Genomic DNA, 18,228 nt, shown 5'->3' on the forward strand with positions numbered 1-18,228 from the left:
TTGGCAAATAAACAATTTGTAGTTATAGGTTTGGGAAGGTTTGGAACATCTGTAGCTCAAACATTATATTCTCTAGGAAATGATGTTTTAGCAATTGATTCAGATGAAGATAGAGTGCAAAGTATATCGGAAAATGTAACTCATGCAATTCAAGCAGATGCTACTGATGAAAATAGCTTAAGATCCATTGGAGTTAGAAATTTTGATGTAGCGGTAGTTACCATAGGTTCTGACCTACAAGCAAGTGTAATGGCAACTCTTTTAGTAAAGGAATTAGGGGTTGGATATACAATTGCAAAGGCTAATAGTGAACTGCATGCAAAAGTTTTATATAAAATAGGTGCTGATAAAGTTGTATTACCAGAGAGAGATATGGGGGTAAGAGTTGCTCATAATTTGGTTTCTACAAATATATTAGACTATATAGAATTATCTCCAGATTTTAGTATAGCAGAAGTAATAAGCCCAAAAGAATGGTATGGTAAAAATTTAGAAGATTTAAGTATAAGAGCAAATTATGGTATAAATATAGTGGCAATAAAGAAAAAAGAAGAAATAAATGTGTCTCCTACAGCAGAAGATGTAATTGAAGAAGGGGATATTATAGTTGCCATAGGTGGAACAGATGAATTAAATAGATTAGAAACCTTAGTTTCTAAATAAAGGGTGAATTAAAATTGAATACTATAACCAGTAAAGATAATAATTTAGTTAAATTCGTTAGAAAATTAAGAGATAAAAAACATAGAAAAAAAGAAAAAAAGTTTATAGTAGAAGGTTTTAGATTTGTAGAAGAGGCATTAAAATCAGATTATTGTATAGAATATATACTGATAAATGAAAAGTCTTTGAATAAGGTACAAGAGTTTAATATAAATATAGAAGTTATAGAAAATAAAGTATACATATTAAATGAAAGTTCATTTAATAGTATAAGTGGAACTGAAAATTCACAGGGCATATTGGCAATTGTGAACATGAAGGAAGTTTTAAAACTAAAAGAAGATGGATTATATATATTAGCTGATAGAGTTCAAGACCCTGGTAATATGGGAACAATAATAAGAACTGCTCACGCAGCTAATGCTTCAGGTATATTAATAACTGAGGGTACAGTAGATGTATATAATGAAAAAACTTTAAGATCTTCCATGGGATCCATATTTTATATACCAGTTATTGAAGATTTCAAGTTAGATAAAATTAAAGATCTAAAATTAAAAGGATTTAAGGTATTAGCCAGTAGTTTAGATACAAACAAAAGTTTATATGACCTAGATTTATGTAAAAAAAACTTAATATTAGCTGTGGGAAATGAGGGCAGTGGAGTAAGTGAAGAAGTTTACAATATAAGTGATGAAACTTTTATAATACCTATGCCTGGCAATGCTGAATCTCTTAATGCAGGAGTAGCTACATCCATTATAATTTTTGAAATAGTAAGGCAAAATCTAAAATAATATTGACAATTACACATTTAATATGTAAAATTGTAAATTAAAGATGATTTTAATTTAATATAGTAAACTATGACGAAGAGAGTAAATGTAAAAATTTTTCTAGGGAGAAAAGGTCAAGGACTGAAAGCTTTTTTATTAATTTTTATATTGAAGTTCGCTTCTGAGTTCTAATTGTGAAATTTAGTAGCAATTAGCGGACATGAACCGATATTCATAGAGCTGGATACTTTTGTATCAACAAGGGTGGCATCGCGGAGTAAAGTTCGTCCCTATTTAGGGAGGAGCTTTTTTTAATTTAAATAAAATGAAAGGAGCTTACATATGAAAGAGATACTAGAAAAGATTAAGAAAAATGCCATTGAAGAATTAAATAATGTGGTAGATAAGGAAACAATAGAAAGCATAAGAGTAAAATACTTAGGTAAAAAAGGTGAGTTAACTAAAATACTTAGAGGTATGGGAGGACTAAGTGCAGAGGAAAGACCTATAGTAGGAAAGTTAGCTAATGAGATAAGAAAAAATATTGAAGAAATAATAGAAACAACTTTAAAAGAAATTAAAGAAAAAGAAAAGAATATTAAACTTTCTGAGGAAACTATAGATATAACATTACCAGGTAAAAGACAATATTTAGGTAAAAGACATCCTTTAGAACAAACACTAGATAAAATGAAAGAGATTTTTATCAATATGGGATTTACGGTAGAGGAAGGGCCAGAAATAGAGCTAGATTATTATAACTTTGAAGCTTTAAATATACCTAAAAATCACCCAGCTAGAGGGGAACAGGATACTTTTTATATAAATGACAATGTGGTTCTAAGAACTCAAACATCACCTATTCAAATTAGAACTATGGAAAGTCAAAAACTTCCAATAAAAATGATAGCACCAGGTAAGGTATATCGTTCTGACTCAGTAGATGCTACACATTCACCTATATTCTATCAAATGGAAGGACTAGTGGTAGATAAAGGGGTAACTTTTGCAGATTTAAAAGGTACTTTAGATATGTTTGCTAAAAAGATGTTTGGAGAGGATTTAAAAACTAAGTTTAGACCACATCATTTCCCTTTTACAGAACCATCAGCAGAAATGGATGCTACTTGCTTTGTATGCCATGGAGAAGGATGTAAAGTATGTAAGGGTGAAGGATGGATAGAAATTTTAGGAGGAGGAATGGTTCACCCACAAGTTTTAAAAAATTGTGGAATAGATCCGGAAGTATATAGTGGATTTGCATTTGGATTTGGAGTAGATAGAATGGTAATGCAAAAGTATGGTATAGATGATATAAGATTACTTTATGAAAGTGATATGAGATTTTTAAATCAATTTTAATATGACAAAGGAGGAGTATAAGGATGAAGGTTCCATTTAAATGGTTAAAAGATTATGTTAATATAAATATTTCTGCTAATGAATTAGGGGATAGGCTTACTTTATCAGGCTCAAAAGTAGAAGAAATCATATCTTCTGGAGATGAAATACAAAATGTAGTAACTGGAAAAATAGAAAAAATAGAAAGACATCCAGATGCAGATAAATTAGTAGTTTGCAGTGTAAATATTGGTAAAGAAGAACCTATCCAAATAGTTACAGGGGCAAATAATATGAAAGAAGAAGATATAGTACCAGTAGCTGTTCATGGTGCGGTATTGCCAAATGACGTAAAGATAAAAAAAGGTAAGTTAAGAGGTATAATGTCAAATGGTATGATGTGCTCTGAAAAAGAATTAGGTATGCCAGAGAGCGGTGTAGATGGATTAATGATATTACCTTCTGATACAGCAATTGGAAAGGATATAAAGGAAGTTTTAGATTTAGATAATGCAGTAATAGAATTTGAAATAACTTCTAATAGACCAGATTGTTTAAGTGTAGTAGGAATAGCAAGGGAAACAGCTGCTACATTGGGAATAAAATATACTATGCCTAAGTTAGATTATACACCTAAAAATAAAGCTAATATAAAGGATTCCTTAGAAGTAGAAATAAGAGATGATTTATGTAGAAGATACATGGCAAGAGGAGTAAAAAATGTTAAGATACAAGAGTCTCCTGAATGGATGCAAGAAAGATTAGAAGAAGCTGGTGTAAGAGCAATAAATAATATAGTTGATATAACTAACTTCGTTATGCTAGAGCTTGGTCAACCACTTCATGCTTTTGATGGACGACAAATAACTTCTAATAAAATAGTAATAGAAAAAGGAAAAGTAGGAGAAAAATTTGCTACCTTAGACAAAGTGGAAAGAACTATAGATGAAAGTGTTTTATGCATAAAGGATGGAGATAGAGCAGTAGCTTTAGCAGGTATAATGGGAGGTCTAAACTCTGAAGTAAAAGAAGATACAAAAGAAATAATACTAGAGTGTGCAAATTTTGATGGAACAAATATAAGAGTTTCTTCAAAAAAATTAGGATTAAGAACAGAATCTTCTTCAAAATTTGAAAAAGATTTAGATCCAAATTTGGTAGAAATAGCTATGGATAGAGTTTGTCATCTAATAGAAGAATTAGATGCAGGAGAAGTAATGGAAGGTACTATAGATATATACAAAAACCCAATAAAAGAAAGAAATCTTAAAGTAGATTCTAATTGGATGAATAAGTTTTTAGGTACAGACATTTCAAAAGAAGACATGAAAGAATATCTTGATAGATTAGAATTAAAAACAGATGTAGAAGGAGATACTTTAAATATAACTGTTCCTACATTTAGAAGTGATATAGTATTAAAACAAGATGTAGCAGAAGAAATAGCAAGAATTTATGGATATAATAATATACCAACTACTATGTTTAATAGTGTAAGTAAAAGAGCTGGTAAGACATTAAAGCAACATCTAGAAGATAAAGTGGTAGAAATATTAATAGGAAGTGGATTGAATCAATCTATAAGCTATTCTTTTGTAAGTCCTAAGATTTTTGATAAAATACTTATACCAAAAGATAACGATTTAAGAAACACTGTAAAAATTAAGAATCCTCTAGGAGAGGATTATAGCTTAATGAGAACTACCACTCTTGCATCAATGATGGAAGCTTTATCTAGAAACTATTCTAGAAATAATTCTTATGCTAGATTATTTGAAATGGGAAAAGTATATATTCCAAGCCAAGATGAAAAAGTATTACCAGAAGAAAGAAATACTCTTGTAATAGGGATGTATGGAGAGGTAGATTATTTAAATTTAAAAGGTATATTGGAAAATTTAATTGAAGAATTAAATATAGAAAAGAGTTCTTATAAAAGGGAATCAGAGCATCCAACATTCCATCCTGGAAAAACAGCAAAACTATATGTTAATAAAGAATTTGCTGGATTATTAGGAGAAATACACCCAGATGTATTAGATAATTATGATATAGATGAAAAATGTTATATAGCAGAATTAAATTTAGATGTGTTATTTAAGAATGCTAACATTGAGAAAAAATATAAAGCACTACCTAAATTCCCAGCAGTGGATAGGGATATGGCGTTACTTGTAGATGATGAGGTACTTGTACAAGATATAGAAAGTATAATAAGAAATAAAGGTGGAAAAATACTAGAAGATGTTAAACTATTTGATGTATATAAAGGGGCTCAAATACCTGAAGGTAAGAAGAGTGTTGCATATTCAATAGTATACAGAATGCCAAATAGAACACTAACAGATGCAGAAGTAAATAAAGTTCATGATAAAATAGTTAGAACTTTAGAAAACAACTTAGGTGCTGAATTAAGATAAATAAGATTACAGACTCAGATGATAGTATATATGGTGTAAATTCTATTTTAACTATGTGAATTTTATGTTAGAATGTAGATATATATGAATTTATCTGAGAGGGTGTGTACAGTGAATATAGTTGTTGTAAGAATAAATGGAGTTGAGTATAACTTAAAAGGAAATGAAAAAGAAGAATACTTACATAAGATTGCTAACTATGTTGATAAAACAATAAAAACTATTTTATCAAATAATACTAAATTGAGTACATCCTCTGCTGCAATACTAACTGCACTAAATACTGTTGACGAATTAATTAAAAGCAATGAAGAGGTGGAAAAACTTTTAGAAGAAATTAATCTTGTAAAAGAATACAACAAAAGATTGGAAAAAGAAATTGAAGAACTTACAGATAAATTACAAGCCTTATATGAAGAAAATCAACAAGTAAAAGAAGAAAAAGAAAAAATTAGAGATGAAAAAAAAGAACTATTAAAGAATTCTAATTCTAATGATACAAATGATGAGAATTTAAAAGAAAAAGATTTAGAAATAAAATCTCTAAAAATAGAAAAAGAAGATTTGTATAATAAATACAATGAAACTAAAGAAGAAAATGAATCTTTAAAAGTTGAACGTAAGGAACATAAATTTCAAATTCAATCTGCAAAGTATAAGATAATAGATTTACAAAACAGATTGATAGAAACTCAAGTAGAACTTGCTAAAGAGAAAAACCAAAACAATCCCTTAATAAATAATAGGATTAAAAAAAAGGTAAAAAGTTAGGCTGTTGATTTTTCAACAGCCTTTTTTGTAGTATAATAGTCATTAGATTTAATTAGAGAGGTGGATTATGAAAAAAGTAGAGTTATTAGCACCAGCAGGAAGTATTGAGAGCCTATATGCAGCGGTACAAAGTGGGACAGATGCTGTTTATTTAGGAGGAAGTAAATTTTCAGCAAGGGCTTATGCATCAAATTTTGATGAAGAAACTATGAGAAAAGCGGTAGACTATTGCCATATATATGGTGTTAAGGTATATGTAACAGTAAATATTTTGTTAAAGGAAAAAGAGTTAAAAGAGGCTTTAGAATATATAAGATATCTTTATAATATAGGAGTAGATGCTCTTATAATTCAAGATACAGGTTTATTTTACTTAATTAAAAAGCATTTCCCTGATTTTGAACTTCATGCATCTACCCAAATGACAGTACACAATATTCAAGGGGCAAAGTTATTACAAGATGTTGGATTTGAAAGAATAGTTTTATCAAGGGAATTATTCATGGAGGAAATAAAAGATATATCTAATAATTTGAAAGTTGAAACTGAAGTATTTGTACATGGTGCATTGTGCATATGTTATTCAGGACAGTGTTTAATGAGTAGTTTAATAGGAGGAAGAAGTGGTAATCGAGGAAGATGTGCTCAACCTTGTAGGTTGCCTTACACTATAATAAATAATGAAAACAATCAAAAACAAAAAGCTTATTTATTAAGTCCTAAAGATGTGTGTACCATAGAAAATGTAGAAGATTTAATTTTATCTGGGGCCCAATCTTTTAAAATAGAAGGTAGGATGAAGAGACCAGAATATGTAGCAGGTGTAGTTACAATCTATAGAGAAGTTATCAATAGTTTTTATAAGAAAAATATTAAAGAAATAGATTATAAACTGAAAACTAAAAAACTATTAAAGCTATTTAATAGAGAAGGTTTTTCAAAAGCATATCTTTATGGTAATGAAGGAATAGATATGATAGCAAAAAACTTTCCTAAAAATACAGGAATATATATAGGAGATGTAGATTACCAATCTAATATTAAATTAAAAGAAGATTTAACCTTAGGTGATGGTATTAGAATTAAGGAAAAAGGTTTTACTGTATCTAAAATAATAAAGAATAATAAAGAGGTAGATACTGCATATCCAGGAGATTTGGTTAAAATATATCCTGACCTTTATAAAAAAGGAGATAAAATATATAAGACATCAGATATAAAATTATTAAAAGAAAGTAGTATATATTTTGAAGATCCCTATGGTAAAAAAATAAATATAAATGTAAATATAGTATTTAAAAAAGAAATGCCTATAACTATATATACTCATATAGAGGATGAACTTATTTTAGTTGAAGGTGAAATTATACAAAAAGCATTAAAAAAACCTTTAAGTAGAGAAAAGATAAAAGAAAACATAGAGAAAACAGGTGATACTCCTTTTAAATTTGAAAGTATAAATTTTGAAGTTTATGAAGAAGGATTCTTACCTATTTCAAAAATAAACGAAGTTAGAAGAGATTTCTTATGTAAAATAGAAGATTTTTTATTAAAAAAATATAGAAGAAATGTTTCAAATGTGGAAGTAAATTTAAATAAAGTTAATGAACAGTATGAATACAATGAAAGACTACCTGAACATATTGTAACAATAAAAACAAAAGAACAATTAAAAGCAACTATAGAAAATGGCATAAAAAATATATGTATAAATCCTTTTATTAAATATAATCAACTAGATATTTCAGATTTAATTAAAGAGGATATTAATATATACTTGAAAATACCCAATATAATAAAAAAGGAATATAATTATATTTATGAATATATAAATAATAATTTAGATAATATAAAAGGTATAATAACTGCTAATCTTGGAATCATAAATGACTTTAAAGATAAAAAAACTATTATAGGAGATTATAAATTAAATATGTTTAATAATTACTCCTTAGAATTTTTTAAAGATTTTATATCCATGGGATGTTTAAGCACAGAGTTAAATAAGATGGAAATAAAAGATATTTTGAAAAAAAGTAGGATACCTGTTCAGTTATTAGCTTATGGAAGAATTGAACTTATGGTAAGTGAATATTGTCCAATAGGAAGTGCCTTCTCAGAAAAAAACAAATTAAATGGATGTAATAACATTTGCGAAAAAGGTAATTTTAGCTTAATAGATAGAAAGGGAGAAGAATTTCCAATTACAACCGATAAGTTTTGTAGAAGTCATATTTTAAATACAGTTCCTCTAAACTTAATTCAATATATAAAAGAATTAGAAGAGTTAGGTGTATACTCTTTTAGAATAGATTTTACAGATGAAGATTACAAAGATGTAGATAAAATATTAAAAGCATTTAAAAATAAAAAATGGAAAGAAGATTTTAAAAACTATACAAGGGGACATTATAAAAGAGGTGTAGAATAAAATAACGAGGTGTTTAACAATTGAATGAAAGAGCATTAAAAGTATTAGAATTTTATAAGATAAAAGAAAAACTAAAAGGCTTTGTAAAAACTAATGCAGCAAAGGACATAGTAGATAATTTAAAACCCTATACAAATCTTTATGAAGTAGAAATGCATTTAGAAGAAACAATGGAAGCTTTAGATTTGCTTCAAACAAAGGGGGAACCACCTTTTGAAGGAGTATATGATATAAGGGATATTTTAATTAGAGTAGAAAAAGCTATGGTTTTATTACCAGGGCAACTATTAAAAGTAGCATCTATTTTAAAATCATCAAGAAGGTTTAAAGACTATGTAGGCAGAAAACATGAAGAAACTCCTCATAAAAATATAGAGGACATATGTGAGGGTATAGAACTTCTTAAAGGACTAGAAGAATCTATATTTAATATAGTTATAAGTGACGATGAAATAGCCGATAGAGCAAGTTTAAAGCTTTATGGTATAAGAAGATCATTAAGAGATAAAAATGATTCTCTAAGGGATAGAGTAAATTCCTTAGTTAGAAAGTACTCTCCTTACTTACAAGAAAGCATATACACAATAAGAGGAGATAGATATGTTTTACCAGTAAGAGCAGAACATAAAGGCTCTGTACCAGGGCTTGTTCACGATCAAAGTTCTTCTGGAGCAACTCTATTTATTGAGCCAATGAGCTTAGTAAATCTAAATAACGAAATAAAAGAATTATTGCTAAAAGAAAGAGAAGAAATAGAGAGAATATTAGAAGAACTTTCCTTAAAGGTATATAATAATTTAGATGTAGTAAATGTTAATGCCAAGGTAATATGGGAATTGGATTTTATATTTGCAAAAGCTAAGTTTGCAAGCCATAATAACTGTACTTTACCTAAAGTTAGTGAAGATGGAATAGTAGACATAATAGAGGGTAAACATCCTTTAATAGATACAGAAAAGGTAGTTCCAACAGACATATACTTAGGTAAGGATTTTACATCCTTAATTATAACAGGACCTAATACAGGTGGAAAAACTGTAACACTTAAAACTTTAGGATTAATTCATATAATGGGATTAAGTGGATTACTAATACCAGCTAAGGAAAATTCTACCATAGCATTTTTTGAAGAGATATTTGCGGATATAGGAGATGAGCAAAGTATAGAACAAAGTCTATCAACTTTCTCATCTCATATGGTAAATATAGTAGATATAATATCAAAAGCAGATCATAAATCTTTAGTATTATTTGATGAATTAGGTGCAGGAACAGATCCTACGGAGGGAGCGGCTTTAGCAATATCAATTTTAGAAAACCTAAGAAGAAGAAAATGTAAAATAGTTGCTACTACTCACTATAGCGAATTAAAAGGATATGCCTTAAAAACGGAAGATGTAGAAAATGCTTCTGTAGAATTTGATGTTGAAACCTTAAGACCTACATATAGATTATTAATAGGTATACCAGGAAAATCTAATGCCTTTGAAATATCTAAAAGGTTGGGTTTAGGTGAAGATATTATAGAAGAGGCTAAAAACAATATAGAGAGTGACAGTTTGAAATTTGAGGCTCTTATTGAAAAACTACAATCTAAAAGTATAAAGGCTTCAGATGATGCTAGAAGAGCAGAAATGTATAAACTAGAAGCAGATAGATTAAAGGATAAATATGAAGATAAATTAAAAATTGTAGAGGAAACTAGGGAAAAGTTACTAAAGGGTGCTCAAGAAGAAGCTAAAAAGCTTATAAAGGAAGCTAAAGAAGAAGCAGATGAAATATTAAAAAACATAAGAGAATTAGAAAAAATGGGATATTCATCTACTGCTAGACAAAAGCTTGAAGAAGAAAGAAAAAAACTAAATAGTAAAATACACAAACTTGAAGAGAAAGAAGAAAACTTAAATAAAGAAAAAGGAAAAAAAATAAAAGAAATAAATTTAGGTGAAGAAGTTTATCTTCCTAAATTGGATCAAAAAGTAATAATACTTTCAAAACCAGATAATAGGGGAGAAGTTCAAGTACAGGCAGGTATTATGAAAATAAATGTAAAATTAGATGATTTAAGACTTGTAGATAAACCTAAAGAAGAGAATAAAAAGGGGAGAAAAAGAGAGGCTAAATTAAGAATGAGAACGGTAGAGTCAGAAATAGATTTAAGAGGTATGGATTCTATGGAAGCTGTTTATAATACAGATAAGTATTTAGATGAGGCGTATGTAGCAGGACTTAAAGAAGTTACTGTAATTCATGGAAAGGGAACAGGGATTTTAAGAAAGTCCATAAATGATATGTTAAAAAGACATCCGCAAGTAAAAAATTATAGACTAGGTGAATACGGAGAAGGTGGAACAGGAGTTACTGTTGTAGAATTAAAATAGAGTGCATGGAGGTAAAGAGTTTGATAATCATAAGTGCATGCCTATGTGGTGTAAATTGTAAGTACAATGGAAAAAATAATTTAAAAAAGGGAGTAGAAAAGCTTCTAAAGGAAGGAAAGTTAATACCAGTATGTCCAGAACAATTAGGAGGTATGGAGACTCCTAGAGAACCACATGAAATAGTAGACAGTACCGCATTAGAAGTATTACGAGGTAAAGGAAAAGTTCTAAGCAAAACTTACAAAGATTCAACAGATAAATTTATAAAGGGAGCCTACGAAACTTTAAGAATAGCTAAAGATTTAGGGGCAACAGAAGCTATATTAAAGTCTAATAGTCCTTCCTGTGGTTTTGGAACTGTTTATGATGGAAGCTTTTCTAATAAGAAAATAAAGGGAAATGGAATTACAGCAGAATTACTTAAAAGAGAAAATATTAAAATATATAATGAAGAATATATTGAAAAAATTTTAGATAAGTAGATATAGAAAAAAGTAAAGCCCTTAATGTGAGGGCTTTATTTTACAACTTTTATAAAATTCACTTCTAAATCTTCTGTACCTTGTACATAAAGACCAGTATCTTTTAATTTTTGTATATAATCAATTATTTCTTGAGTAATTATTTCCCCAGGGCAAAGTACAGGTATTCCAGGAGGATAAGCCATTAAAAATTCCCCACTAACTCTTCCTTCACTATCTTTTAAAGGAAGAACTACTTTTTCACTATTAAAAGCATCTCTAGGAATTTGAACTTGCTTTGGTATAGCTGGTATATCTATAAAGTCAGATTTTTTATTCTCATTATTTACATACTCTTTACTTATTTCTTTTAGTGCATTAATTAGTGCATCTATATTTTCCTTTGTATCTCCAAAGGAGCCTACAGCAAGACCATTATATAAATCTGATAATTCTAGTTGAATGTGATATTGGTTAGATAAAATCATATCTAATTCAAAACCAGTAATACCTAAATCTCTACAGGTTATAGTTATTTTAGTAGGATCTATAGCAAAAACACCAGGTCTTCCAACAATTTCTTTACCGAAACAATAGAAGCCAGGAATTTTATTTATTTCTTCACGGGCATAGTTAGATAAAGCTATGGATTTATCTAATAATTCCTTACCATTTAAAGCTATTTGTCTTCTAGCACAGTCAAGTGAAGCCATTAATATATATGAAGGAGATGTAGTTTGAAGTAAACTTAACATTTGCTGAACTCTATTTACATCTATACTTTTAGAACGAACGTGAAGTAATGAACATTGAGTTAGAGCACCTATTATTTTATGTGTACTTTGGCAACAAATATCAGCACCAGCTTCAATAGCTGATATTGGAAGTGTATCGTTAAAAGCTAAATGAGGACCATGAGCTTCATCTACAATTAAAGGAATATCATAATTATGAACTATATCTGCTATTTTCTTAATATCAGTAGCAACGCCATAATAAGTTGGATTAATTATTAAAACTGCTTTAGCGTCAGGATTTTCTTTTAATGTTTTTTCTACAGTTTCAGGAGTAACGCCATGAGCGATACCAACTCTTTTATCTAATTCTGGTTGCATATAAATGGGGGTAGCCCCACTTAATATAATGCCAGAAGTTACTGATTTATGGACATTTCTTGGGATAATTATTTTATCACCAGATTTCACCACAGACATTATCATTGCCTGTATAGCACCAGAGGTACCATGAATACAAAAAAATGAAGCATCAGAGCCATATGCATCAGAAGCTAATGCTTGAGCTTTTTTTATAGGACCTGTAGGATGATGTAAGCTATCCACTAGTTTAAAAACAGTAACATCGATTTTAAAAGGATTCTCACCTATAAAATTTTTAAATTCCTCATCTATTCCTACTCCTTTTTTATGACCAGGAACGTGAAAAGGTATAGTTTGTCTATTCACATATTCCATTAACGCATCAAATAATGGAGTTTCTGATTGATTTAATCTGTACAATTAATAACACCTTCTTTCAAATATCAGTTAAAAGTTTTTAAATACAATGCCTTATACTTATAGTCTATGTATGCAAAGCAATTTTAATTATAGTTTAATTAATTGGCAATTGCAATATAGTAGATTTACGAAAGATATACATAGTATAATAAATAGTGTTTTAAAATTTATATTTAATATAAGGGAGATGAATTGAACTTGAATAATGGAAAATCTTTTTCAGAAAAACTAGAAAAAGTTTTGTTTCTAGAAGTAGATGAAAATAAATTAAAAGATATTTTTAAAGTGAAAATTAAAGAAAAAATATACTTGCCAATTAAAGGTGATGAAATAGTTGAGGAAGTTAAAAAAGGAAATAACATGGAAAGAATATCTGTAGGTAATTTTATAGAGGCAATGTTTTTTGTAATAGGATCAGATAAGAATTTTAAATATAATGATTATTATATAAGCATGTTAAAAAGTACAAAGGAAAGTATAAAATTTATAAAAGGTAGAATAGCTAAATTAATAGAGGAAAAAAACTATGAGGATGCTTACATAACCTTAAAGGGACTTATCCAAGTAGATATTAATAAGGAAAATTTTGAAAAACTACTATTATTGGTAGATGGATTAAGAAGTTTAGATAAAAGCTATATAGATGAAGAGTTATGGGCTATAGATAAAACTAAGGAAACTTTTGAGGATTATCCTTTACCATACTTATACGAATGTATTATAAATAAAGAAAAAGGAGATTATAATAGGGCTTTATTTTTATTAAATAATTATTTATCTAAGGGAGGAAAAGAGACTAAAGAAATAACGGATTTAAGAGTAGCCCTTAAGAATGTAGTGGATTATGATCAAGCTAAAGAAATCTTATATGACTCTCCAAAAGAGGCATTAGAAATTTTAATTCCTTTAGTAGATGAATTTGAGGACGATCCTTTAATATATTATTATGTTTCAATAGGCTATAGAATATTGGAAAACTATGAGAAAGCTATATATTATTTAAATAAATCTATTAATATAGATAGTGCTATACCAGAGGTAATCAATGAATTAGGTATAAACTATGCAGCCTTAGGTGAATATGAAAAAGCTGTTGGATATCTTAGAAAAGTATTTGAGGTTACCAAAGCTATAGAGGTATGTACTAATTTAATTATGTGTTATTTAAATATGGGAAAAATAAAGGAAGCTAAGGCACATTTAGAAATAGCTAAAAAAATTAAACCAGATGATGAAATAGTAATAGAATTAGATGAGATTTTAAAAAATATATAATTAAAATAGTATAATAATTAATTTTATGTAAATTATATATTATTGATTGGGGAATTATTAGATTTTACTATATGATGAAAGGGGATATCATTATGAAGGTAAAAAAGGCAGTAATACCAGCAGCAGGCCTAGGAACAAGGTTTTTGCCTGCTACAAAGGCACAACCTAAAGAAATGCTTCCCATAGTAGATAAACCTACTATTCAGCACATAATCGAAGAAGCGGTGGCTTCCGGAATAGAAGAAATACTAATTATAACTGGCAGAAATAAAAGAGCTATAGAAGATCATTTTGATAAATCTGTGGAACTAGAACAACAATTAAAAGATACAGGAAAAAAGGATATGCTTGAAATGGTGGAGGATATATCTAATATGGCAGAGATATATTACATTAGGCAAAAAGAACCTAAGGGACTAGGTCATGCCATTAATTGTGCTAGGACATTTGTAGGAAATGAACCCTTTGCAGTTATGTTAGGAGATGATGTGGTTTATGGTGATAAACCCTGTCTAAAACAACTTATAGAATGTTATAATGAATATAAAACAACTATATTAGGAGTACAACAGGTAGTGAGGGAAGATGTATATAAATATGGTATAGTAGAAGGCAAACACATAGAGAATAATGTATATAAGGTAAAAGATTTAATAGAAAAACCAGATGTAGATGAGGCGCCATCTAATATAGCTATATTAGGTAGATACATAATAACTCCAAAAATATTTGAAATATTATCCACTATAGAGCCAGGAAAAGGTGGAGAAATTCAACTAACAGATGCTTTAAAAAAGTTATCTTTACAGGAAGCTATATATGCATATGATTTTGAAGGCAGAAGATATGATGTTGGAGATAAATTAGGCTTTTTAGAAGCAACTATAGAGTTTGCCTTAAGAAAAGATGAAATAAAAAATGATTTTGAAAAGTATATTTTAGGTATAGCAGAACAAATACAATCTGAAGAATAACAATAAAAACCCTTTAAAAAGGGTTTTTATTGTTTTATACTTAAATATAATGTTTTTAGTTGAATAATTTTTAAAATGAGGTAAAATTATTAAGGTAGTTAAAATATTTTATTCGGGAAGTGATGTATTGAATAAAAGTAAGAAGCTTATAATTTATGATATTATATTATTAGTTTTGGCTCTATACTTATCTTTATTGTTAAGATTAGATTTTATAATATCCAATGAGTATATGGAATTTTTTAAATATGCTGTTGTTCCAGTGATTCTAATAACTTTATTTTTTAATAAAATGTTCAAATTGTATGATAGTATTTGGAAATATGCCTCCATTGAAGAGCTTATTTCTATAATTTACTCACTATCTTTATCTAATGTGGTAATTATATTATATAATTATTTTGTTACATATAAATTATTAGAAACTAAGTATATGAGATTTCCTTATGCTGCTCATATTATATTTTGGATATTATCTGTAGCATTTTTAGGAGGAACAAGATTCTTATATAGAGTGGTTGGTGAAATACAGTCAGATAAAATTTGTAATAAAAAGAAAAATAAATTACTTATAATAGGTGCAGGTGATGCTGCGGCACTATTGATAAAAGAGATAAAAAAGAATACAAATTTAAATTATGAAATAATAGGGCTTATAGATGATAATGAAGAGAAAATTGGAAAGACTATAAATGGAATAAAAGTAATAGGAAGTAGAAGAGATATTATAAATATTTCTGAAGAAAAAAAGATAGAAGAAATAATACTAGCTATTCCATCTGTAGATGCAGGAACTAAAAGAGAAATAATCAACATTTGTAAAAATACTAAAGCTAAGTTAAAAACTCTTCCAGGAATATATGAAATAATAGATGGAAAAGTAAGTATTAGCAAAATAAGGGATGTAAGCATTGAAGATTTGCTTGGTAGAGAAGAAGTTAAATTAAATAATGATGATATAAATAAATACATAAAAGATAAAGTAGTATTAGTTACTGGAGGAGGAGGTTCTATTGGTTCAGAATTATGTAGACAAATTACAAAGTTTAAACCAAGAAAGCTTTTAATTCTGGACATATATGAAAATAATGCTTATGACCTCCAAATGGAATTAAATTATAGTAATCCAAACTTAGACAAAGAAGTAATAATAGCCTCTATTCGTGAAGAGGAGAGATTAAGAGAAATATTTGAAAAATACAAGCCGGAAGTTGTTTTTCATGCAGCTGCTCACAAGCATGTGCCATTAATGGAAAATAATCCAGCAGAAGCTGTGAAAAATAATATAATAGGTACATATAATTTGGTTAAATGCTGTCATGAATATAAAGTGAAAAAATTTGTGCAAATAAGTACAGATAAGGCTGTAAATCCTACGAATATAATGGGAGCGACTAAAAGGTTCTGTGAAATTATGATACAAGCTTTTGATACAGTAAGCGAAACAGAATATGTGGCAGTTAGATTTGGAAATGTTTTGGGAAGTAATGGATCTGTTATACCGCTATTTAAAAAACAAATAGCTCACGGTGGACCAGTAACAGTAACCCATCCTGAAATAAATAGATATTTTATGACTATACCAGAAGCATCTCAATTGGTAATTCAAGCAGGAGGTATGGCAAAAGGTGGGGAAATATTTGTACTAGATATGGGGGAACCAGTAAAAATAAATGATTTAGCAAGAGATTTAATAAGACTTTCAGGATATGAACCAGATATAGATATAAGAATAAAATACACTGGATTAAGGCCTGGAGAAAAATTATATGAAGAACTTCTAATGGATGAAATTGCATTAACTAATACAGAACATGATAAAATATATGTGGAAAAGCCTACAGAAAATAGTATGAAGTTTGTAGAAGAATCTATTAATGAATTTAGATATGTAGTCCATAAGGACAGGGAAAGTATTTTTAAGCTAATGGAAATAAAAGTACCAACCTACAAAAGAAAAACAAATTAGAATATTAAAGGTGAATTATATGAAAGTTTTAATTATATCTCATATGTACCCTTCAACATTTAATAGTATGGCAGGAATATTTGTTCACCAACAAGTGAAAACTCTAAAGGAAAGGGGATTAGATGTAAAAGTAATAAGCCCAGTACCTTTAGCACCTTTTCCATTAAACTTAATTAGTGAAAAATGGGCAAGATACAAAAAGATACCTTATAAAACAAATATTCAGGGGGTAGAAGTATATTATCCAAGATATTTAGAGTTTCCCAAAGGTATAATGTTTCATAAATCAGGTATTTTTATGTCTATGGGAATTAAAAGCTTAATGAAGAAAGTTTATAAAGACTTTAAATTTGATGTAATTCATTCACATGTTGCAGTTCCAGATGGATATGCAGGGATGATTTTAAACAAAGAATTCAAAGTTGCCCATGTAGTTACAATACATGGGCAAGATTTTCAAAATACAATAAATAAAAATATTAAGTGTAAAAAAGCTCTTTTTAACGTATTAAACCATGTAGATAAAATAATAACTGTAAGTAATAAGCTTAAAAATGTAGTAAAGAATGAAAAATTCTATAATAAAATAGAAATTGTTAACAATGGTATTGATAAAGATTATATAGATTTGAATAAAATACATGAAAATTGTAGCGGACAAAATAGAGTTAATAAAAATTTAATAAAGATTTTAAGTGTGTCTAATTTAAAAGAAACTAAGGGAATACATATAAATTTAAAGGCTGTATCTAAATTAAAAGAAATATATCCTGATATTTCCTATGATATAATAGGTGATGGAGAATATAAAAGTAAGCTTGAAGAATTAGTAAAAGAACTATGTTTAGAGGATAACGTATCTTTTCTGGGCAAGTTAGAGCATAAAGAAGTTATTAATGTTATGAAACAGTATGATATATTTTCTCTTCCAAGCTATAAAGAAGGCTTTGGAATGGTCTATATAGAAGCTATGTCTAAGGGATTACCTGTTATCGGAGTAAAAGGTGAAGGTATAGAAGATGCTATAGAAAATGGTATAAATGGATTTTTAGTGGAAAGAAAAAATGTAGATGAATTAGTAAAAACTATAGATTTTCTAATAAAGAATCCTAAAAAGAGAATGAACATAGGAAAATGTGCAATTAAAACTGTTTCGGATAAATTTACTTGGAATGTAAATGCTGATAAAATTATTTCTATTTATAATAAAGTAATTTTAAAATAATTAAAAACTATATAATACAAAAAA

13 protein-coding genes and 1 other annotated feature are annotated in these 18,228 nt (G+C 28.3%); of the genes, 12 read left to right on the forward strand and 1 reads right to left on the reverse strand.

All coding sequences use genetic code 11. From position 1 onward, the window contains the following. The 8 genes from B5D21_RS04050 (at position 1) to B5D21_RS04085 (ending at position 11,265) form a co-directional block, all read left to right on the forward strand. On the forward strand, positions 1-663 hold the full coding sequence (locus tag B5D21_RS04050; protein ID WP_011100421.1) for a potassium channel family protein: 663 nt from the start codon (positions 1-3) through the stop codon (positions 661-663). A 14-nt stretch (positions 664-677) separates the two neighbouring features. Further along, entirely contained in the window at positions 678-1,460 is a 783-nt protein-coding gene (locus B5D21_RS04055) for a TrmH family RNA methyltransferase (protein WP_011100420.1), read from the forward strand. Between the two features lie 60 nt (positions 1,461-1,520). Then, positions 1,521-1,734 (forward strand) — a binding site (T-box leader). Between the two features lie 47 nt (positions 1,735-1,781). Then, on the forward strand, positions 1,782-2,801 hold the full coding sequence (gene pheS / locus B5D21_RS04060) for a phenylalanine--tRNA ligase subunit alpha (RefSeq protein ID WP_011100419.1): 1,020 nt from the start codon (positions 1,782-1,784) through the stop codon (positions 2,799-2,801). Between the two features lie 23 nt (positions 2,802-2,824). Further along, positions 2,825-5,200 carry a phenylalanine--tRNA ligase subunit beta gene (gene pheT / locus B5D21_RS04065; RefSeq protein ID WP_011100418.1) on the forward strand — a complete coding sequence of 792 codons (2,376 nt, stop codon included), beginning with the start codon at positions 2,825-2,827 and terminating at the stop codon, positions 5,198-5,200. A gap of 111 nt (positions 5,201-5,311) precedes the next feature. Beyond that, entirely contained in the window at positions 5,312-5,971 is a 660-nt protein-coding gene (locus B5D21_RS04070; RefSeq protein ID WP_035124385.1) for a cell division protein ZapA, read from the forward strand. A 67-nt stretch (positions 5,972-6,038) separates the two neighbouring features. Next, the gene (locus B5D21_RS04075) at positions 6,039-8,402 is read left to right on the forward strand and encodes a U32 family peptidase (protein WP_011100416.1); all 2,364 of its coding nucleotides are present in this window, start codon (positions 6,039-6,041) and stop codon (positions 8,400-8,402) included. A gap of 20 nt (positions 8,403-8,422) precedes the next feature. Beyond that, positions 8,423-10,783 carry an endonuclease MutS2 gene (locus B5D21_RS04080; RefSeq protein WP_011100415.1) on the forward strand — a complete coding sequence of 787 codons (2,361 nt, stop codon included), beginning with the start codon at positions 8,423-8,425 and terminating at the stop codon, positions 10,781-10,783. A 20-nt stretch (positions 10,784-10,803) separates the two neighbouring features. Beyond that, positions 10,804-11,265, forward strand: coding sequence for a 2-thiouracil desulfurase family protein (locus B5D21_RS04085; protein WP_035108975.1), 462 nt, complete (start codon positions 10,804-10,806; stop codon positions 11,263-11,265). 35 nt (positions 11,266-11,300) lie between these two features. Here the strand turns inward: B5D21_RS04085 and B5D21_RS04090 are convergent, their stop codons facing one another. Beyond that, entirely contained in the window at positions 11,301-12,761 is a 1,461-nt protein-coding gene (locus B5D21_RS04090; RefSeq protein WP_011100413.1) for an aminotransferase class I/II-fold pyridoxal phosphate-dependent enzyme, read from the reverse strand. 192 nt (positions 12,762-12,953) lie between these two features. Between B5D21_RS04090 and B5D21_RS04095 the strand changes: the two genes are divergently transcribed. From B5D21_RS04095 to B5D21_RS04110, 4 genes are all read left to right on the forward strand, one after another. Continuing rightward, entirely contained in the window at positions 12,954-14,036 is a 1,083-nt protein-coding gene (locus tag B5D21_RS04095; RefSeq protein ID WP_011100412.1) for a tetratricopeptide repeat protein, read from the forward strand. Positions 14,037-14,128: 92 nt separating this feature from the next. Then, positions 14,129-15,010, forward strand: coding sequence for a UTP--glucose-1-phosphate uridylyltransferase GalU (galU, locus tag B5D21_RS04100; RefSeq protein ID WP_035124383.1), 882 nt, complete (start codon positions 14,129-14,131; stop codon positions 15,008-15,010). Between the two features lie 127 nt (positions 15,011-15,137). Next, positions 15,138-16,979: a polysaccharide biosynthesis protein gene (locus B5D21_RS04105; RefSeq protein WP_011100410.1), complete on the forward strand. Its 1,842-nt coding sequence runs from the start codon at positions 15,138-15,140 to the stop codon at positions 16,977-16,979. 19 nt (positions 16,980-16,998) lie between these two features. Further along, the gene (locus B5D21_RS04110; RefSeq protein WP_035108979.1) at positions 16,999-18,204 is read left to right on the forward strand and encodes a glycosyltransferase; all 1,206 of its coding nucleotides are present in this window, start codon (positions 16,999-17,001) and stop codon (positions 18,202-18,204) included. Positions 18,205-18,228: the final 24 nt, after the last annotated feature.

Origin of the sequence: Clostridium tetani (assembly GCF_900167265.1) — a bacterium.
In the GTDB taxonomy this organism is placed as follows: Bacteria; Bacillota; Clostridia; order Clostridiales; family Clostridiaceae; genus Clostridium_G; species Clostridium_G tetani.